This window comes from Burkholderia stagnalis, from assembly GCF_039848545.1.
Classification (GTDB): domain Bacteria; phylum Pseudomonadota; class Gammaproteobacteria; order Burkholderiales; family Burkholderiaceae; genus Burkholderia; species Burkholderia stagnalis.
Genome location: NZ_CP156687.1, coordinates 1 through 16,044, shown reverse-complemented (window position 1 = coordinate 16,044; position 16,044 = coordinate 1). Strand labels below are relative to the sequence as shown.

General features: G+C 67.9%; 11 protein-coding genes. 2 read left to right on the top strand and 9 right to left on the bottom strand.

Annotation, left to right across the window (positions count from 1 at the left end; all coding sequences use genetic code 11):
- Positions 1-160: 160 nt before the first annotated feature.
- The 9 genes from deoA to ABFO07_RS30880 all read right to left on the bottom strand — a co-directional run bounded on the left by deoA (position 161) and on the right by ABFO07_RS30880 (position 12,548).
- Positions 161-1,480, bottom strand: a complete 1,320-nt coding sequence (deoA, locus tag ABFO07_RS30920; RefSeq protein WP_060027260.1) for a thymidine phosphorylase — start codon at positions 1,478-1,480, stop codon at positions 161-163.
- Between the two features lie 22 nt (positions 1,481-1,502).
- The gene (locus ABFO07_RS30915) at positions 1,503-2,777 is read right to left on the bottom strand and encodes a NupC/NupG family nucleoside CNT transporter (RefSeq protein ID WP_059558889.1); all 1,275 of its coding nucleotides are present in this window, start codon (positions 2,775-2,777) and stop codon (positions 1,503-1,505) included.
- 97 nt (positions 2,778-2,874) lie between these two features.
- Positions 2,875-3,921: a purine-nucleoside phosphorylase gene (locus ABFO07_RS30910; RefSeq protein ID WP_059885813.1), complete on the bottom strand. Its 1,047-nt coding sequence runs from the start codon at positions 3,919-3,921 to the stop codon at positions 2,875-2,877.
- A gap of 62 nt (positions 3,922-3,983) precedes the next feature.
- Positions 3,984-4,874, bottom strand: a complete 891-nt coding sequence (locus ABFO07_RS30905; RefSeq protein ID WP_347469840.1) for a nucleoside-specific channel-forming protein Tsx — start codon at positions 4,872-4,874, stop codon at positions 3,984-3,986.
- A 416-nt stretch (positions 4,875-5,290) separates the two neighbouring features.
- Entirely contained in the window at positions 5,291-6,748 is a 1,458-nt protein-coding gene (gene hydA / locus ABFO07_RS30900; protein ID WP_059892196.1) for a dihydropyrimidinase, read from the bottom strand.
- Between the two features lie 49 nt (positions 6,749-6,797).
- Positions 6,798-8,306, bottom strand: coding sequence for an NCS1 family nucleobase:cation symporter-1 (locus ABFO07_RS30895; RefSeq protein ID WP_059802604.1), 1,509 nt, complete (start codon positions 8,304-8,306; stop codon positions 6,798-6,800).
- A 120-nt stretch (positions 8,307-8,426) separates the two neighbouring features.
- Positions 8,427-9,734 carry an NAD-dependent dihydropyrimidine dehydrogenase subunit PreA gene (gene preA, locus ABFO07_RS30890; RefSeq protein ID WP_059802702.1) on the bottom strand — a complete coding sequence of 436 codons (1,308 nt, stop codon included), beginning with the start codon at positions 9,732-9,734 and terminating at the stop codon, positions 8,427-8,429.
- Between the two features lie 68 nt (positions 9,735-9,802).
- Positions 9,803-11,140 carry an NAD(P)-dependent oxidoreductase gene (locus ABFO07_RS30885; protein ID WP_347469838.1) on the bottom strand — a complete coding sequence of 446 codons (1,338 nt, stop codon included), beginning with the start codon at positions 11,138-11,140 and terminating at the stop codon, positions 9,803-9,805.
- A gap of 127 nt (positions 11,141-11,267) precedes the next feature.
- Entirely contained in the window at positions 11,268-12,548 is a 1,281-nt protein-coding gene (locus tag ABFO07_RS30880; RefSeq protein ID WP_059558918.1) for a Zn-dependent hydrolase, read from the bottom strand.
- 354 nt (positions 12,549-12,902) lie between these two features.
- On the opposite strand from ABFO07_RS30880, the gene ABFO07_RS30875 reads away from it, so the two are divergent.
- The gene (locus ABFO07_RS30875; protein ID WP_059995111.1) at positions 12,903-13,595 is read left to right on the top strand and encodes a TetR/AcrR family transcriptional regulator; all 693 of its coding nucleotides are present in this window, start codon (positions 12,903-12,905) and stop codon (positions 13,593-13,595) included.
- An 854-nt stretch (positions 13,596-14,449) separates the two neighbouring features.
- The gene (locus ABFO07_RS30870; RefSeq protein ID WP_430733097.1) at positions 14,450-15,850 is read left to right on the top strand and encodes a class I SAM-dependent methyltransferase; all 1,401 of its coding nucleotides are present in this window, start codon (positions 14,450-14,452) and stop codon (positions 15,848-15,850) included.
- Positions 15,851-16,044: the final 194 nt, after the last annotated feature.

Sequence of the window (16,044 nt, the reverse complement as noted above, 5' to 3'; positions counted from 1 at the left end):
GTCGGGATTCGATCGCTCCGGCTGTTTGCCGGAAAAGCGCGTTTCGGCGGCATCGACAGCCATGTCGATGCCGCGGGCCGGGAAGCCGTGTCATCGCGGGCACGAACGCCCGCTCGGCGCCGGCGATCGATCAACCGATCTCAATCGATCTCAACCCATCTCAATCGATCCACTGATGGACCGTCGGCGGCGGCGCGTCGCCCGCATCGCCCAGCGTATAGATGCGCTGAATCTCATCCACCGCGCGCGCCGCCGCAGCGGCATCGCGCGCATGCACGAACCCGAGCGGCTCGCCGGCTTCCACGCGCTGCCCTAGCTCCACGAGTGCCGACAGCCCCACGCCGTAGTCGATCGCGTCTTCCGCGCGCGTGCGGCCACCGCCGAGCGCGACCACCACCAGCCCGAGCGCGCGGCAATCGACCCGCTGCACGACGCCGCCCGCGCGCGCCGGCACCGGCACGGTGACGGCCGCCCGCGCCAGATGACGCGCCGGCGCATCGAGCAGGTCCGCCGGGCCGCCGAGCACCGCGACCATCTTCGCGAAGCGTTCCGCCGCCGCGCCCGAATCCAGCGCGTGCTGCAGCATCGCATGCGCCTGCGCGGCCTCCCCGGCCAGGCCGCCGGTGACGAGCAGTTGCGCGGCAAGCGCCATCGTGACCTCATGCAGGCGCGCGGGCCGCGACTTGCCGGTCAGGTAATCGATCGCGCATGCCACTTCGATCGCATTGCCCGCGCACGGCGCGAGCGACTGGTTCATGTCGGTGAGGATCGCGGTCGTCTTCATGCCCGCGCCGTTGCCCACGTCGACGATGCTGCGCGCGAGCTCGACCGACTTCTCGAAGGTCGGCATGAACGCGCCGGAGCCGACCTTGACGTCCATCACGAGCCCGTCGAGCCCGGCCGCGAGCTTCTTCGACAGGATCGACGCGGTGATCATCGCGACCGACTCGACGGTCGCCGTGATGTCGCGGATCGCATAGATCCGCTTGTCGGCCGGCGCAAGCTGCGCGGTCTGGCCGATGATCGCGACGCCGACGTCGCGCACCGTGCGGCGGAACGCGTGCGTGTCCGGCGTGACGTCATAGCCGGGAATCGCGCTCAGCTTGTCGAGCGTGCCGCCGGTATGGCCGAGCCCGCGCCCCGAAATCATCGGCACGAAGCCGCCGCACGCGGCGATCATCGGCCCCAGCATCAGCGACACGACGTCGCCCACGCCGCCGGTCGAGTGCTTGTCGATCACGGGCCCGCCGAGATCGAGCGCGCGCCAGTCGAGCACCTCGCCCGAGTCGCGCTGCGCGAGCGTCAGCGCGACGCGCTCGTCGACGCTCAGGTCGTTGAAGTACACGGCCATCGCGAACGCCGCGACCTGGCCTTCGGTCACGCTCCCGTCCGTCACGCCGCCGACGAACGCCGCGATCTCCTCGCGGCTGAGCGGCAGACGGTCGCGCTTCTTGCGAATGAATTCCTGCGGCAGAAACATGGTGTTGGTCCTCGGTAAGATCTCAATGCAGCGAGAAGAACAAGCCGGCGATCGCGGCGCTCATCAGGTTCGACAGCGTCGCGGCCGTCAGCGCGCGCAGCCCGTGCCGCGTCACTTCCGAGCGCCGCTCCGGCGCGACCGCGCTGAAGCCGCCCGCGAGGATCGCGATCGACGAGAAATTCGCGAAGCCGCACAGCGCGAACGACACGATCGCGACCGTCTTCGGGTCGAGCACCTGCAGCCCCGCCGCCGCGACATGCCCGCTGTCCTTCAGGTACGGCGACAGGTCGCCGTACGCGACGAACTCGTTGAAGATCAGCTTCTCGCCGATGAAGTTCCCGGCCAGCACCGCATCGTGCCACGGCACGCCGATCATCCACGCGAGCGGCGCGAACGCGCGGCCGAGCAGGCCCAGCAGCGTGACCTGCGGAAAGCCGACGAGCGCGGCCACGCCGCTCACGAGCAGGTTCATCAGCGCGATGAGCCCGACGAACGCGATCAGCATCGCGCCGACGTTGATCGCGATCCTCAGGCCCACCGACGCGCCGGACGCCGCCGCCTCGATCACGTTGGCCGCGCGCTTGTCGTCGAAGTCGAGCCCGTCGACGACGACGCGGCTCGGCTCCACGGTCGGGAACAGCAGCTTGCCGAACAGCAGCCCGCCCGGCACGGCCATGAACGACGCGGCGAGCAGATATTCCATCTTCACGCCGAGGCCCGCGTAGCCGACCAGCACGGAGCCCGCGATCGACGCCATGCCGCTCGCCATCACCGTGAAGATCTCCGCGCTCGTCATGTGCTTCACGAACGGCTTCACGAGCGCCGGCATCTCGCTCTGCCCGAGGAAGATCGTCGCGACCGCCGAGCACGCTTCGATGCGGCTCACGCCGAGCAGCTTCGCCAGCGCCGCGCCGAGGATCGCGACGAGCCATTTCATCACGCCGAGGTAGTACAGCACCGCGATCAGCGCGGTGACGAAGATGATCATCGGCAGCACGCGCAGGCCGAACACGAAGCCGCCGTCGCCGAACAGCTGGAACATCCGGCTGTCGACCAGCCCGCCGAACACGAACGCGATGCCGTGATTGCCCATGTCGAGCACGCGATTGACGCCGCTCGCGGCCGCCGCGAGCGCCGCTCGGCCGGGCGGCACGAACAGCACGAGCGCGCCGATCGCGAGCTGCGTGCACAGCGCGGCGACCATCGTGCGGCCGCGCACCGCGCGCCGGTTGTTCGACAGCAGATACGCGACCAGCAGCAGGAACAGCATGCCCAACAGACTGCGCAGAATATCCACGTGAAGCCCCTTTCGATGTTGGAAAGCGCTCGCGCCGAGCGGCCCGTCATGCGCGCGGCGCAAGCAGCGCAAGCCGATGCGGCGCGGCTTGCTGCCGTCACTCGGCCGGCACGCCGTGCTGCCAGTGCGCCCAGTCCTTCACGATCGCGTTCACGAGCGGCGAACCGGCGAGATAGAGATTGTCGAGCGCCGGCACGAAACCGCCCTGGCTCTGGTAGTCGAGCAGGTTGGCGACGTCCGAGCCGCCCTGCGGCGGACGGTCGAAGTCCGAACCCGAGCGCAGCACGGCCACGCGCTGCGTATCGGCGAGCCCCGCGGCCGCCGCGCGTTTCACGACTTCGAACGTCGCGTTGTCTTCCTGCTGCGTCGTGCAGTACACGCCCTTGCCGTCGGTCACGAGGCGCGTCCAGTCACGCGCGCGCTGGCCGAGCGCGGTGCCCGAGAACCACGTATCGCCCGCCAGCGTGTCGCACTGGATGACCTTCGGGCGCTGATTGGCGGGCGCGTCCGGATACTTCGCGCGATACGCGGCCGCCTCCGCGCTGTCGTGCAGCGTCACGTCGCGCGACAGCGCCAGTGCCTTCTGCAGCAGCGCCTCGTTCAGCTGGAACACCTCGGTGCGGTAGTCGAGCGGCGGCTTCTCGTTCTCGCTCTTGGTGTTGATGCCCAGGTAGCCCGACTTCCATCCGGCCGGAATCTCGCGCGCGTCCAGCTCCCACTGGATGCCGAAATCGACCAGGTAGCGCGCCCATGCGGCCGAGCCGAGCGTGCCCTGCGCCGGATCGATGCCCGCGATGCCCGTGATCAGGAAGTAGGTCTTGCGCAGGTCGAACTGCCGCGAATAGACGAGCGCGGCCATCGATGCCGCCGCGTTCGCGTGGCCCATTCCGGTCGTCAGCACGCAAACGTCATCGCGCGTGCAGCTCACCGCCGGATAGTCGGGCGACAGGCCCGGCACCGCGATGCGCTGCAGCGGCCCGAGGCGATCGAGCCACGCCTTGCCTTCCGGCCCGAACATCGTGATGACGAGCACCTTGACGGCACGCGGCCGGCGCGCGCCATCGCCGGCCGCCTGCGCGGCGGCCGCGAACGCGCCCGCGAGCACCAGCAGCATCAATCGTTTCAGCCATTGTTTCTTGAACATGGTTCCCTCGTATGGATGGTTCTCGTGATGATGCGTGAATCGTGCCGCATGCGGCGCCGGCCTCAGAACTGATAGCCGACGCTCGCGTAATAGCCCCAGCCGGTCGAGCGGTTGCGGAACGGCCCGTCGCCGAAATTCAGTTCGGTCCCGTTCCACTGGCCGCCGTTGTGAAAATACCGGGCCGCCGTCCAGAAGCGCCAGTGCTTGAACGAATAGATCAGCACGTTCGTCGCGACGAACGCCGTGTCGGTGCGCGCGTCGCCGCCCGATTCCTCGCGCAGCTTCGAGCCGAAGTCGTAGTTGAAGAAGCCGACGTAGGTGAGGTTGCCGCCATGGAACGTGCCGATCGGGTAGATGTACTTCATCTGCGCGCGATAGCCGTCCCACGAGTTCTGGTTCGCGGCGCCGTAGTTCTCCCACTGGCGGCGCACGTACAGGTTCGCGGACAGCAGCAGCTTCGTATGCGTGTCGATGTCGGTGCCGAAGCCCGCGTACAGCGTGTTCTGGCGTCCCGCCGTGTTGTGCCCGTGGTCGTAGATCCAGTCGAACGCCACGTACCATTCCTTGAACGGGCCGAAGCCGAGCGGCCGGCCGACGAGCTCGTCGATCGACACGCGCGGCTCCTGCTCGCTGAACAGCGGCGAGCCCTTGTTCGTGATGCCCGTGTCGTAGCCGTTGCCGGCGCCGAACACGCGCGGCACGTCGACATAGCCGTACAGGTCGAACGGGCCTTTCCGGCCGAAATACTCGTATTCGAGGTAGACGTCGTTGGTCGCATGCGGCCCGAAGCGGATGTCCTTCGAGCCGATCACGCCGAGGCTCTGGTGAAACCACGTCGACAGATACGGCGACGGCGCGGGCGCCGGCGGCGGATTCGGCACGACCGCGCCGCTTTCCGCGAGCAGCGGGCCAGCCGGCGGCGCATCGGCCTGCGCCGCCGGTGCGGCGAGCATGCCGGCCGCCGCCGCGAGCAGCGCGGCGCCGGCACGTACCCTCGTCGATTTCGATCGTCTTCTGCACCCAGGTTCGTTATTCAGTTCTTCTATGCACATTCGCCTGATTCCATACGTCCGTCTTCTTGTTGTTCGAAGCGCGACGCGCATGCGCCGGCCATGGAGCGCCGTGCACGCCGACTGCCCCACATTCGAGCGCGCCGCCTGCTTCAGGTGCGTGCGCGCGTCGATGTTGACCAGGCAGTCAGCTTTCGGCGAGTCCCGCGGATAAAACGGGAGGAATCAAGCACAACCCATGCCATATGTTGACCGTTCGGACAGGATGCTGAACGAGGATGCCTGCCCGCCGCCGTGCGCATCGCCGCAGCCGTGGCCCATTCCGGCCCGGCGACGGCGCACGGCGGCGCACGGTTCGTCTACCCGTTTCGCTCGACCGGATGCGGCTCCTTGCGCCGGTTCGCGATCCGCGTCGCCTCGTAATACGCGGCTTGCGGCGGCCGCTTCAGGTATTTCCCCGCGCCGCGCACCGCGCGCAATTCCCCGTTCGCCCACGCGAGCGCGCCGCGCGTGAGCGTATGCGTCGCGACGCCCTGCACCGTCATGCCCTCGAACACGTTGAAATCGACCTTCTGGTGATGCGTATCGACCGAGATCGTCTTCGTCGCGGCGGGATCCCACACCACCAGATCGGCGTCCGCGCCCACCTGCACGGCCCCCTTGCGCGGATACAGGTTGAAGATCTGCGCGGCATTCGTCGACGTGATCCGCACGAACTCGTTCGGCGTGATGCGGCCGTGATTGACGCCGTGATGCCACAGCACCGACATCCGATCCTCGACGCCGCCGCAGCCGTTCGGGATCTTCGTGAAGTCGTCGCGGCCCATCGCCTTCTGCGATGCGCAGAACACGCAGTGATCGGTCGCCGTCGTATGCAGCTGCCCGGCCTGCAGCCCGCGCCACAGCGCCTCGCGATGCTCGGCCGAGCGGAACGGCGGGCTCATCACGTGCGCCGCCGCGCGCGTCCAGTCCGGATCGCGATAGACGGCTTCGTCGATCACGAGATGCCCCGGCAGCACTTCGCCGAACACGCGCAGGCCTTCGATGCGCGCCCGCGCGATCGCGTCCACCGCATCCTTCGACGACACGTGCACGATATAGACCGGCACGCCGAGCACCTGCGCGATGCGGATCGCGCGGTTCGCGGCTTCGCCCTCGACCTCGGGCGGGCGCGACAGCGGATGCGCCTCCGGCCCGGTCATGCCGCGCGCGAGCAGCGCCTTCTGCAGGCGGAACACGAGCTCGCCGTTCTCCGCATGCACGGTCGGCAGCGCGCCGAGTTCGAGCGAACGTGAAAAGCTGTTCACGAGCACTTCGTCGTCGGCCATGATCGCGTTCTTGTACGCCATGAAATGCTTGAAGCTCGACACGCCGTGATCGTGGACGAGCGTGCCCATGTCGCGATGCACGGTTTCGTCCCACCACGTCACCGCGACGTGAAAGCCGTAATCGGCCGCCGCTTTCCCGGCCCAGCCGCGCCATTCGTGGAACGCGTCCATCAGCGGCTGCTTCGGGCTCGGGATCACGAAATCGATGATGCTCGTCGTGCCGCCCGCGAGCCCCGCCGCGGTGCCCGTATAGAAATCGTCGCTCGCCGTCGTGCCCATGAACGGCAGCTCCATGTGCGTATGCGGGTCGATGCCGCCCGGCATCACGTACTGGTCGTGCGCATCGACGATCGTCGCGCCGGCCGGCGCGTCGATCCGCTCCGCGATCTGCAGGATCGTGCCGCCGTCCTGCGGATCGGCACACAGGATGTCCGCGCGATAGCTGCGGTCCGCATCGACGACGGTGCCGCCGCGAATCAGGGTTGCCATGGTGCTGCCTCCTCGTTGACTGCCAGTGTCCGTGCCGCGCGGGCGCCGCTCAGGCGCTCGCCACCTGCGCGCCTTGCGCGGCCCGCCATTTCATCCATGCGCCGTACACGAGCGACGCCAGCACGAGGCCGACGAACCACGCGTACGTATAAAGCGTATTGAGGAACGCCGGCACGTTCGGGAACGACGCCGGAAACGCCGTATGCAGGAAGCCCGGCAGGTTCGGCAGCACGCCGGCGGCCAGCGCCGCGAGCGCGGCCGGGTTCCAGCCGCGCGTGTAGCTGAAGCGGCCGTTCTCGTCGAACAGCGCGCGCGTGTCGAGCCGCGTGCCGCGAATCAGGAAGTAGTCGACCATCAGGATCCCGGCCACCGGCCCGAGCAGCGCCGAGTATCCGACGAGCCACGTGAAGATGTAGCCGTCGGTGGTCGCGAGGATCTTCCACGGCATCATCACGATCGCGATCGTCGCGGTGATCAGGCCGCCCGTGCGATACGAGATCCGCTTCGGCCACAGGCTCGAGAAATCGTACGCGGGGCCGACGAGATTCGCCGCGAGGTTGCAGCACATCGTGTCGAGCGTGAGGATCACGAGCGCGATGCCGACGCCGATGCCGGTCATCCGGCTCGTCAGGTCGATCGGATCCCAGATCGCCTTGCCGTAGATCACGACGGTCGCCGACGTCACGACCACCGACACCACCGACAGCAGCGCCATCGGCACCGGCAGCCCGATCGACTGCCCGATCACCTGGTCGCGCTGAGAATGCGCGAAGCGCGTGAAATCCGGGATGTTGAGCGCGAGCGTCGCCCAGAAGCCGACCATCGCGGTCAGCCCCGGCCAGAACGTCGCCCAGAACAGCCCCGCCTTCTTGCCGCCCGCCGCGAACTGCGACGGCGCCGACAGCATCGAGCCGAACCCGCCCGCCTTCGACGTCGCCCACCAGACGAGCGCGACGCACATCACGACCTTGATCGGCGCCGACCAGCTCTCGAGCCAGCGGATCGAATCGGTGCCGTGCAGGATGAAATAGAGCTGCAGCGCCCAGAACACCAGAAAACACGCGAGCTGCGCCAGCGAGATGCCGATGACCGGCAGCGCCGCGCCATGCAGCGCGTTGCCCGTCAGGATGTTGAGCAGCGTGTAGATCGCGCTGCCGCCGAGCCAGGTCTGGATGCCGTACCAGCCGCACGCGACGATCGCGCGCAGCAGCGCCGGCAGCTTCGCGCCCTGCGTGCCGAACGACGAGCGCACGAGCACTGCGTACGGGATGCCGTGCTTCGCGCCCGCGTGGCCGATCAGCAGCATCGGCACGAGCACGATCAGGTTGCCGAGCAGCACGGTCAGCACCGCCTGCCACGGCGACATGCCTTCCTCGGTCAGGCCGGCCGCGAGCATGTACGACGCGATGTTCATCACCATCCCGACCCACAGCGCCGCGAAGTGATACCACTTCCACGTGCGCTGCGCGGCCGTCGTCGGTGCGAGGTCGTCGTTGTAGAGGTTGCCGCCGTGCGCGGCAGCGCCGTCGGGATCGGCGGGGTTCGCTGTCAGCTTCATTGAGACACTCCACGGAATCGTCCGCGCCGGCGCGATGTCGTGTGCGACACGGGGTCGACACCGGCTCGAATGGATCTGAAACGGCAGCGCGAGGCCAACGCCTCGCGCGCCGCACGCCGGTCAAGCGGCCTTCGCGTGCTTCTCCGGTTCCGCGGTGCCCGCACCTGCGTCGACGCGCGACGGGTTGTTCGGATGCGTGGTCCAGTTCGCATAGTTTCCCGAGTCGACGCGCGCCATCGTGATGCATTGCTCGACCGGGCACACATGCATGCATAAATTGCACCCGACGCATTCCGCGTCGATCACCTCGAAGTGGCGCACGCCGTCCTTCTCGCGCGTGATCGCCTGATGCGACGTGTCCTCGCACGCGATATGGCACAGCCCGCACTGGATGCAGCGGTCCTGGTCGATGCGCGCCTTGATGTCGTAGTTCAGGTTCAGGTATTTCCAGTCGGTGACGTTCGGCACCGCGCGGCCGCGCACGTCGTCGAGCGTCGCGTAGCCCTTGTCGTCCATCCAGTTCGACAGCCCGTCCACGAAATCCGACACGATCCGGAAACCGTAGTGCATCGCCGCCGTGCACACCTGCACGCTGCCGGCGCCGAGCACGATGAACTCGGCCGCGTCCCGCCACGACGAGATGCCGCCGATGCCGGAGATCGGCAGGTTCGGCGTCTCGGGGTCGCGCGCGATCTCCGCGACCATGTTCAGCGCGATCGGCTTCACGGCCGGGCCGCAATAGCCGCCGTGGGTGCCCTTGCCGTCGACCGTCGGCATCGGCGCCATCTGGTCGAGGTCGACCGCGACGATCGAGTTGATCGTGTTGATCAGCGACACGCCGTCCGCCCCGCCCTTGTATGCGGCGCGCGAGCCCATCCGGATGTCGCTGATGTTCGGCGTCAGCTTCACGAGGCACGGCAGCTTCGTGCCCTCCTTGACCCAGCGCGTGACCATCTCGACATACTCGGGCACCTGCCCGACCGCCGCGCCCATCCCGCGCTCGCTCATCCCGTGCGGGCAGCCGAAGTTGAGTTCGACCGCATCGGCGCCGGTGTCCTCGACGAGCGGCAGGATCCATTTCCAGTCGCGTTCGTTGCACGGCACCATCAGCGACACGATCAGTGCGCGGTCCGGCCAGTCGCGCTTCACCTGTGCGATCTCGCGCAGGTTCACGTCGAGCGGGCGATCGGTGATCAGCTCGATGTTGTTCAGCCCCGCGATGCGCTGGCCGTTCCACTGCACCGCGCCATAGCGCGAGCTGACGTTGACGACGTGCGGATCGAGCCCGAGCGTCTTCCACACGACGCCGCCCCAGCCCGCTTCGAATGCGCGGTTCACGTTATAGGCTTTGTCGGTCGGCGGCGCGGACGCGAGCCAGAAGGGATTCGGCGAAGTGATGCCCGCGATGGTGCAGCGAAGGTCGGCCATGATCGGCTCCGTGAGTGTGGGGTCGTTGTCGTGATCGGTGGTGCGTGCGGGGGGCGTGAGCCCGTCGCTCATGCCGCCCGCGCGTCGCGCTGCGCAAGCGCCGCGTCGATCGACGCGGCCGCGACCTTGCCGTCCTGCACCGCCTGGACCGTCAGGTCGACGCCGCCCGTGGCCGCGCAGTCGCCGCCCGCCCAGACGTCCGGCAGCGTGGTCTGCCCGTTCGCGTCGACCGCGATCCGGCCGCCGTCGAGCGTCAGCAGCTCGCGCCCGACGCCGGCCAGCACGAGCACCTGGCCGATCGCCTTCAGCACCATGTCCGCGTCGAGCGTGAAGCGGTCGCCCGCGGCCCCTTCGAATTCCACGCCGCTCACCTGCCCGTCGCGGCCGAGCAGGCGCACCGGCTTCGCGTGCGTGACGAGCGTGACGCCGTTCTTCTGCGCGAACTCGCGTTCGGCCCAGGTCGCGCTCATCGCATCCACACCGCGCCGATAAACCATCGTGACGCTCGCCGCGCCGAGCTTGCGGCTCTGCACGGCCGCATCGACCGCCGTGTTGCCGCCGCCGATCACCACCACGCGGCGCCCGACCGGCACGTGCTCGAGCGCATCGGCCTGCCGCACCTGCTCGATGAAATCGACCGCGTTCATCACGCCGGCGAGCGCTTCGCCATCGAGCGCGAGCGCGCGCACGCCGGCAAGGCCGATCGCGAGAAACACCGCGTCGTGCTGCTCGCGCAGCGCGTCGAGCGTCACGTCGCGCCCGAGCGCGACGCCCGTCCGCAGCGCGATGCCGCCGGCCGACAGCAGCCAGTCGACCTCGCGCTGCGCAAAGTCGTCGACGGTCTTGTAGGCCGCGATCCCGTATTCGTTGAGCCCGCCCGCCTTCGCGTGCGCGTCGAACAGCGTGACGCGGTGCCCGGCCAGCGCAAGCCGGTGCGCGCACGCGAGCCCGGACGGCCCCGCGCCGACCACCGCGACGTGGCGCCCCGTATCGGGCGCGCGCCGGAACGACACCGCGCCCGACGCCATCGCCCAGTCGGTTGCGTGGCGCTGCAGCGCGCCGATCGCGACCGGCTGCGCGTCCTGGTGATTGCGCACGCACGCCCCTTCGCACAGGATCTCGGTCGGGCACACGCGCGCGCACATGCCGCCGAGCGGGTTCGCCGACAGGATGTCCGTCGCCGCGCCCTTCAGGTTGCCGTTGCCGATCTTGCGGATGAAGCCGGGAATGTCGATCCGCGTCGGGCAGGCCTGCACGCACGGCGCGTCGTAGCAGTAATGGCACCGGCTCGCCGCGGCTGCCGCGGCGGTCGGATCGAGCAGCGGCGCGATATCGGCGAACTCGCACGCGAGTTGCTCGGACGACAGGCGGTGCGCGGCGATATCGCCGGTTTGCTGGGTGGCCATACTCGTTCCTTCGTCAAGGTGAGGACAAAGCCGTGCCTGCCGGCCGCGCTCGCGCGAAGCCGGGACGGCATATTGATAGCAATGCGTACGATCAGTCGATAAGGGGATGCCGGCTACGGCAGCGTCGTCATGACACGGGTTCGCATGCGCGCGACAGCATCGCGTGCAGCAGCACGTTCGCGCCGGCCTCGATCCATTCGGGCGTCGCGTCCTCGATCTCGTTGTGGCTGATGCCGTCGACACAGGGCACGAACACCATCGACGTCGGCGCGACCTGCGCGAGATAGCACGCGTCGTGGCCCGCGCCCGACACCATGTCGCGATGCGAATAGCCGAAGCGCTCGGCCGCGGCACGCACGGCCGCCACGCAGTCGGCGTCGAACGCGACGGGCTTGTAGTAGAAGATCTGCTCGAGCTGCGTGTCGAGGCCGATGCCGGCCGCGATGCGCGCGACGCCGTCGCGCAGCGCGGCGTCCATTTGCGCGAGCACGGCGTCGTCCGGATGCCGGAAGTCGACCGTGAAGAACACGCGGCCCGGAATCACGTTCCGCGAGTTCGGATACACCTGCATCATGCCGACCGTCGCACAGCCGAACGGCGCATGGTCGAGCCCGATCCGGTTGACGAGGTCGACCACGCGCGATGCGCCCAGCAGCGCGTCGCGGCGGCGGGGCATCGGCGTCGGGCCGGCATGCGCCTCCTGCCCCGTGAGCGTGATTTCATACCAGCGCTGCCCCTGCGCATCGGTGACGACGCCGATCGTCTTCTGCTCCGCTTCGAGAATCGGCCCCTGCTCGATATGCAGCTCGAACGCCGCATGCAGCGGCCGGCCGCCGCACGGCACGTCGCCGGCATAGCCGATGCGCACGAGTTCGTCGCCGATCGTCTTGCCGTCGACGTCCTTGCGCGACAAGCCGTATTCGAGCGGGAAGACGCCGGCGAACACGCCCGAGGCGACCATCGCGGGCGCGAAGCGCGAGCCCTCCTCGTTGGTCCAGATCACCACCTCGACCGGATGCTCGGTTTCGATCCCGCGATCGTTGAGGCTGCGAATCACTTCGAGTCCGCCCAGCACGCCGTAGATGCCGTCGAAACGGCCGCCCGTCGGCTGCGAATCCGCATGCGACCCGGTGACGACGGGCGGCGCATCCGCCACGCGGCCTGCGCGACGCATGAACACGTTCCCCATCCGGTCGACCGTCACCGTGCAGCCGGCTTCTTTCGCCCAACTGACGATCAGGTCGCGGCCGGCCTTGTCGAGATCGGTGAGGGCGAGGCGGCAGACGCCGCCCTTCGGCGTCGCGCCGATCTTCGCCATCTGCATCAGGCTGTCCCACAAGCGCGTGCCGTCGACCTTGATCGACGGGTCGAGTGTTGCCCGCTTCACTGCTTCGGATACCGCGTTCATGCGCGTTGCTCCTCTGGGTCGGTCATGCTGTCGGTTCGGTCGCTGCCGGTGCACGCGCGGTGTTTGATGGGGCATGTCCGCACGCACCCGGTGCACGATTCCGGCTCACCGGCGACATCTGGCCGGGCGTGTCGCCAAGGCCATCTGCCGCTCATCCAATCCTGTCCGATTGGACAGGTTTTAGGCTAATCTTTCTGCCAAATCAACGTCTTTCTTGCGTGAACAGATATAGCGAGAAGCGTGCCACTGCATCGCAACATATGCGGTGCGCACACGCATCCGCACGTGTGCCGTCGCAATGCCGGGCGGCTAGAATGAAGCGCAACGCGGCATGCGCGCCGCGCGAGGCCTACGATGAAACGTGACGAAGCGGTAGCGGAAATGACGAAACGCGACGAGATGCCCGCGCCTTTGCGGCGACGCAAGGCGCACATTCGCGAGTCGAATGAAGCGCATCTGCTCGCGTGCGCCGAAGCCGTGTTCGCGGAACGCGGGCTCGACGGCGCGAGCACCGCGATGATCGCGGAGCGCGCCGGCCTGCCGAAAGCCAACCTGCATTACTACTTCCCGACAAAGCTGGCGCTGTACCGCCGCGTGCTCGAGGATCTGTTCGAGGACTGGCATCGGGCCGCCAACACGTTCGAGGACAGCGACGACCCGGTCGAGGCGATCGGCGGCTACGTGCGCGCGAAGATGGCGCTGTCGCGCCGGCGGCCACTCGGCTCGAAGGTATGGGCGAACGAGATCATCCAGGGCGCGGAGCACATGCAGGACATCCTCGCGCTGCGCGTCAAACCGTGGTTCGACACGCGCGTGAAGGTGATCGATGACTGGATCGCGCGCGGGCTGCTCGCGCCGATCGACGCGCAGGCGTTGATGTACCTGATCTGGGCGACGACGCAGCATTACGCGGACTTCGATGCGCAAATCCGCGCATTGAGCGGCAAGCGCGCGCTGACGCAGAAGGCGTTTGCGGAGAAATCCGAGCAGGTGGTTCAGCTGGTGATCCGGGCGTGCGGCGCCGTTTCGCCGAACGCGAAGCGTTAGCACGGGCATTTGTCTACGTGTGCGTGGGATGATGGGGCCGTACGTCAGCTGGTGATCCGGGAGTGCGGTGCCGTCTCGCCGAGCGCGACGCGTTAGCACGGGCATTTGTCCGATGTGTGCGTGGGATGACGGGGCCGTACGTCAGCTGGTAATCCGGGCGTGCGGTGCCGTCTCGCCGAGCGCGAAGCGTTAGCACGGGCATTTGTCTGATGTGGGTGTGGGATGACGGGGCCGTACGTCAGCTGGCGATCCGGGAGTGCGGTGCCGTCTCGCCGAGCGCGAAGCGTTAGCACAGGCATTTGTCTGGTGTGCGTGGGATGACGGGGCCGTACGTCAGCTGGTGATCCGGGCGTGCGGTGCCGTCTCGCCGAGCGCGAAGCGTTAGCACAGGCATTTGTCTGACGTGTGCGTGGGATGACAGGGCCGTACGTCAGCTGGTAATCCGGGCGTGCGGTACCGTCTCGCCGAGCGCGAAGCGTTAGCACGGGCATTTGTCTACGTGTGCGTGGGATGACGGGGCCGTACTGCGTGCAGACGCTTCATGATCCGGTGATTCGTGCTGTCGCACGATCGTTGCGTCCACAACGATGCAATAGGTCGTGCGACAGATGAGTCATCAGATGAATGCACGTTCGGAATCGCGCTACGGTTGAACTGCGCCTGTCCCACGCCGTCCGCGCCCGGACCGTATGGTAAGCTCGCGCGGCAAGCCGACCTGCGGTCGCCGCGCCGCTTGATACCGCTTCGCGGGTCACGGCGCGCCGGCCGGAGTACGCGTTCCGCTGTGCCGCATGGGCCGGCAACCGAATCGTGTTTCCATTCTCATGCAAGCATCCGATCCTTTCTCCGGATACGTGAGCGACGTCACGTTCCCGGACCGCTTCCATCGCGAGTTGTCCCCCGCGTGGCTGAACTACGCCAGCGTGCTGGGCGGCGGCCGGCCGAAGGCGCTGGACCGGCCGTTCCGCTACCTCGACCTCGGCTGCGGCTTCGCACATTCGACCGTCATCAATGCGGCAGCATTTCCGCACGCCGAATTCCACGCGTGCGACTTCAATCCGGCCCACATCGACGCGGCCGCGCGGCGCGCGGCCCGGCTCGGGATCGACAATGTCGTGTTCCACGAGGCGAGCTTCGACGCGCTGCTCGGCCAGGATCTGCCGTCGTTCGATTTCATCGTGATGCACGGCGTCTACAGCTGGGTCGATGCTGATGTCCGGCACGTTGTCCGGCAATTGATCGCGCGACACCTGGCCGATGAAGGGCGGGTCTACGTCAGCTACAACTGCCACCCGGGCTGGGCGGCCGAAATGCCGTTGCGCAAGTTGATGCTCGAACTGGCACAGGCGGCTGACGGCGGCATCGATGCGCGCACGGGCAGCGCGATCGCCAGCATGCAAAGTCTCGGCAACCCGAGTGTCCGGTATTTCCGCGACAATCCGGCCGCCGCCGACGCGCTGGCCGCGCTCGCGAAAGATCCGCACGAATACCTCGCGCACGAGTTCCTGAACCGGGCGTGGGAGGTCCACTACTCGGTCGACGTCGTCGACGAGATGGCCGCGGCGAACCTCGCTTACGCGGGCAGCGCAACGCTCGCGGACAATCATCCGATGCTGCTGATGGACCGCCAGGCCGCTAACGCAATCGCGGCACTGCCGAACGCGCGGCTACGACATCTGGCCGAGGACTTCGCCGTCAACCGCCGCTTTCGCCGCGATGTGTTCGTGCTCGGCACGCTCGCAAGCCAAGCGCCGGCCCAGGCCATCCGCTATCTCGACGAGATCGCGATCGGCTGCACGACCGAGGTGGAACGAATCGAGACGCGCGTGGCGATACCGCGCGGCGCGTTGAGTTTTCAGCCCGATTTCATCGCCGATCTGCGTGCGCTGATGCGGCAAGGCTCAATGCGAATCGGTGAGATCGTTGCTCGTCTCGGCGGCGAGCGCCACAACCCGCCGGAGATCCTGCAGAACCTGCTGTTCCTTGTCGCGAGCGGTACGTTGACGCCATTCGCCCAGGCAGGCGGCTACACGGAAACGGGGGAGCGACGTACAGCAAGCCCGTCGGCGGCACAGGCATTGACGCTGGCGAGCAGCGCCGACGACGCGACGCCCACGTTCGTGCCCTGCGAAGCGCTCGGCAGCGGCATCGCGGTGAAGGCAGACGAGGCAACGCAGGCGCTGCGCTGGATCGCCGGCGAGGCGATGCCACGCCCGGACCGGCTTGCGCGTCTCGGCGTGCTGCGCGGAGCGTGACACGTGCGGTGATTCTGGATTGAAGAAGAAGTAGAACGCGCCGGTAGTTGCCGGTCGCGGGGCCTGGCGCGGAGTCACCGTGACTACACGACACCAAGGCTCGTGTGCGGGGCTGATGCTGCTACTGGTCGGATTGGAGAGGGAGTAGAACGCGCCGTTTGCGGCCCGATCGCGGTACCTGGCACCGCGCGAGC

Coding starts and splice junctions, on each gene's coding strand:
- deoA (WP_060027260.1), bottom strand. CDS start 1,480: ATGTTTCTGCCGCAGGAATTCATTCGCAAGAAGCGCGACCGTCTGCCG.
- ABFO07_RS30910 (WP_059885813.1), bottom strand. CDS start 3,921: ATGTTCAAGAAACAATGGCTGAAACGATTGATGCTGCTGGTGCTCGCG.
- ABFO07_RS30905 (WP_347469840.1), bottom strand. CDS start 4,874: ATGCTCGCCGCACCGGCGGCGCAGGCCGATGCGCCGCCGGCTGGCCCG.
- hydA (WP_059892196.1), bottom strand. CDS start 6,748: ATGGCAACCCTGATTCGCGGCGGCACCGTCGTCGATGCGGACCGCAGC.
- ABFO07_RS30895 (WP_059802604.1), bottom strand. CDS start 8,306: ATGAAGCTGACAGCGAACCCCGCCGATCCCGACGGCGCTGCCGCGCAC.
- preA (WP_059802702.1), bottom strand. CDS start 9,734: ATGGCCGACCTTCGCTGCACCATCGCGGGCATCACTTCGCCGAATCCC.
- ABFO07_RS30885 (WP_347469838.1), bottom strand. CDS start 11,140: ATGGCCACCCAGCAAACCGGCGATATCGCCGCGCACCGCCTGTCGTCC.
- ABFO07_RS30880 (WP_059558918.1), bottom strand. CDS start 12,548: ATGAACGCGGTATCCGAAGCAGTGAAGCGGGCAACACTCGACCCGTCG.
- ABFO07_RS30875 (WP_059995111.1), top strand. CDS start 12,903: ATGAAACGTGACGAAGCGGTAGCGGAAATGACGAAACGCGACGAGATG.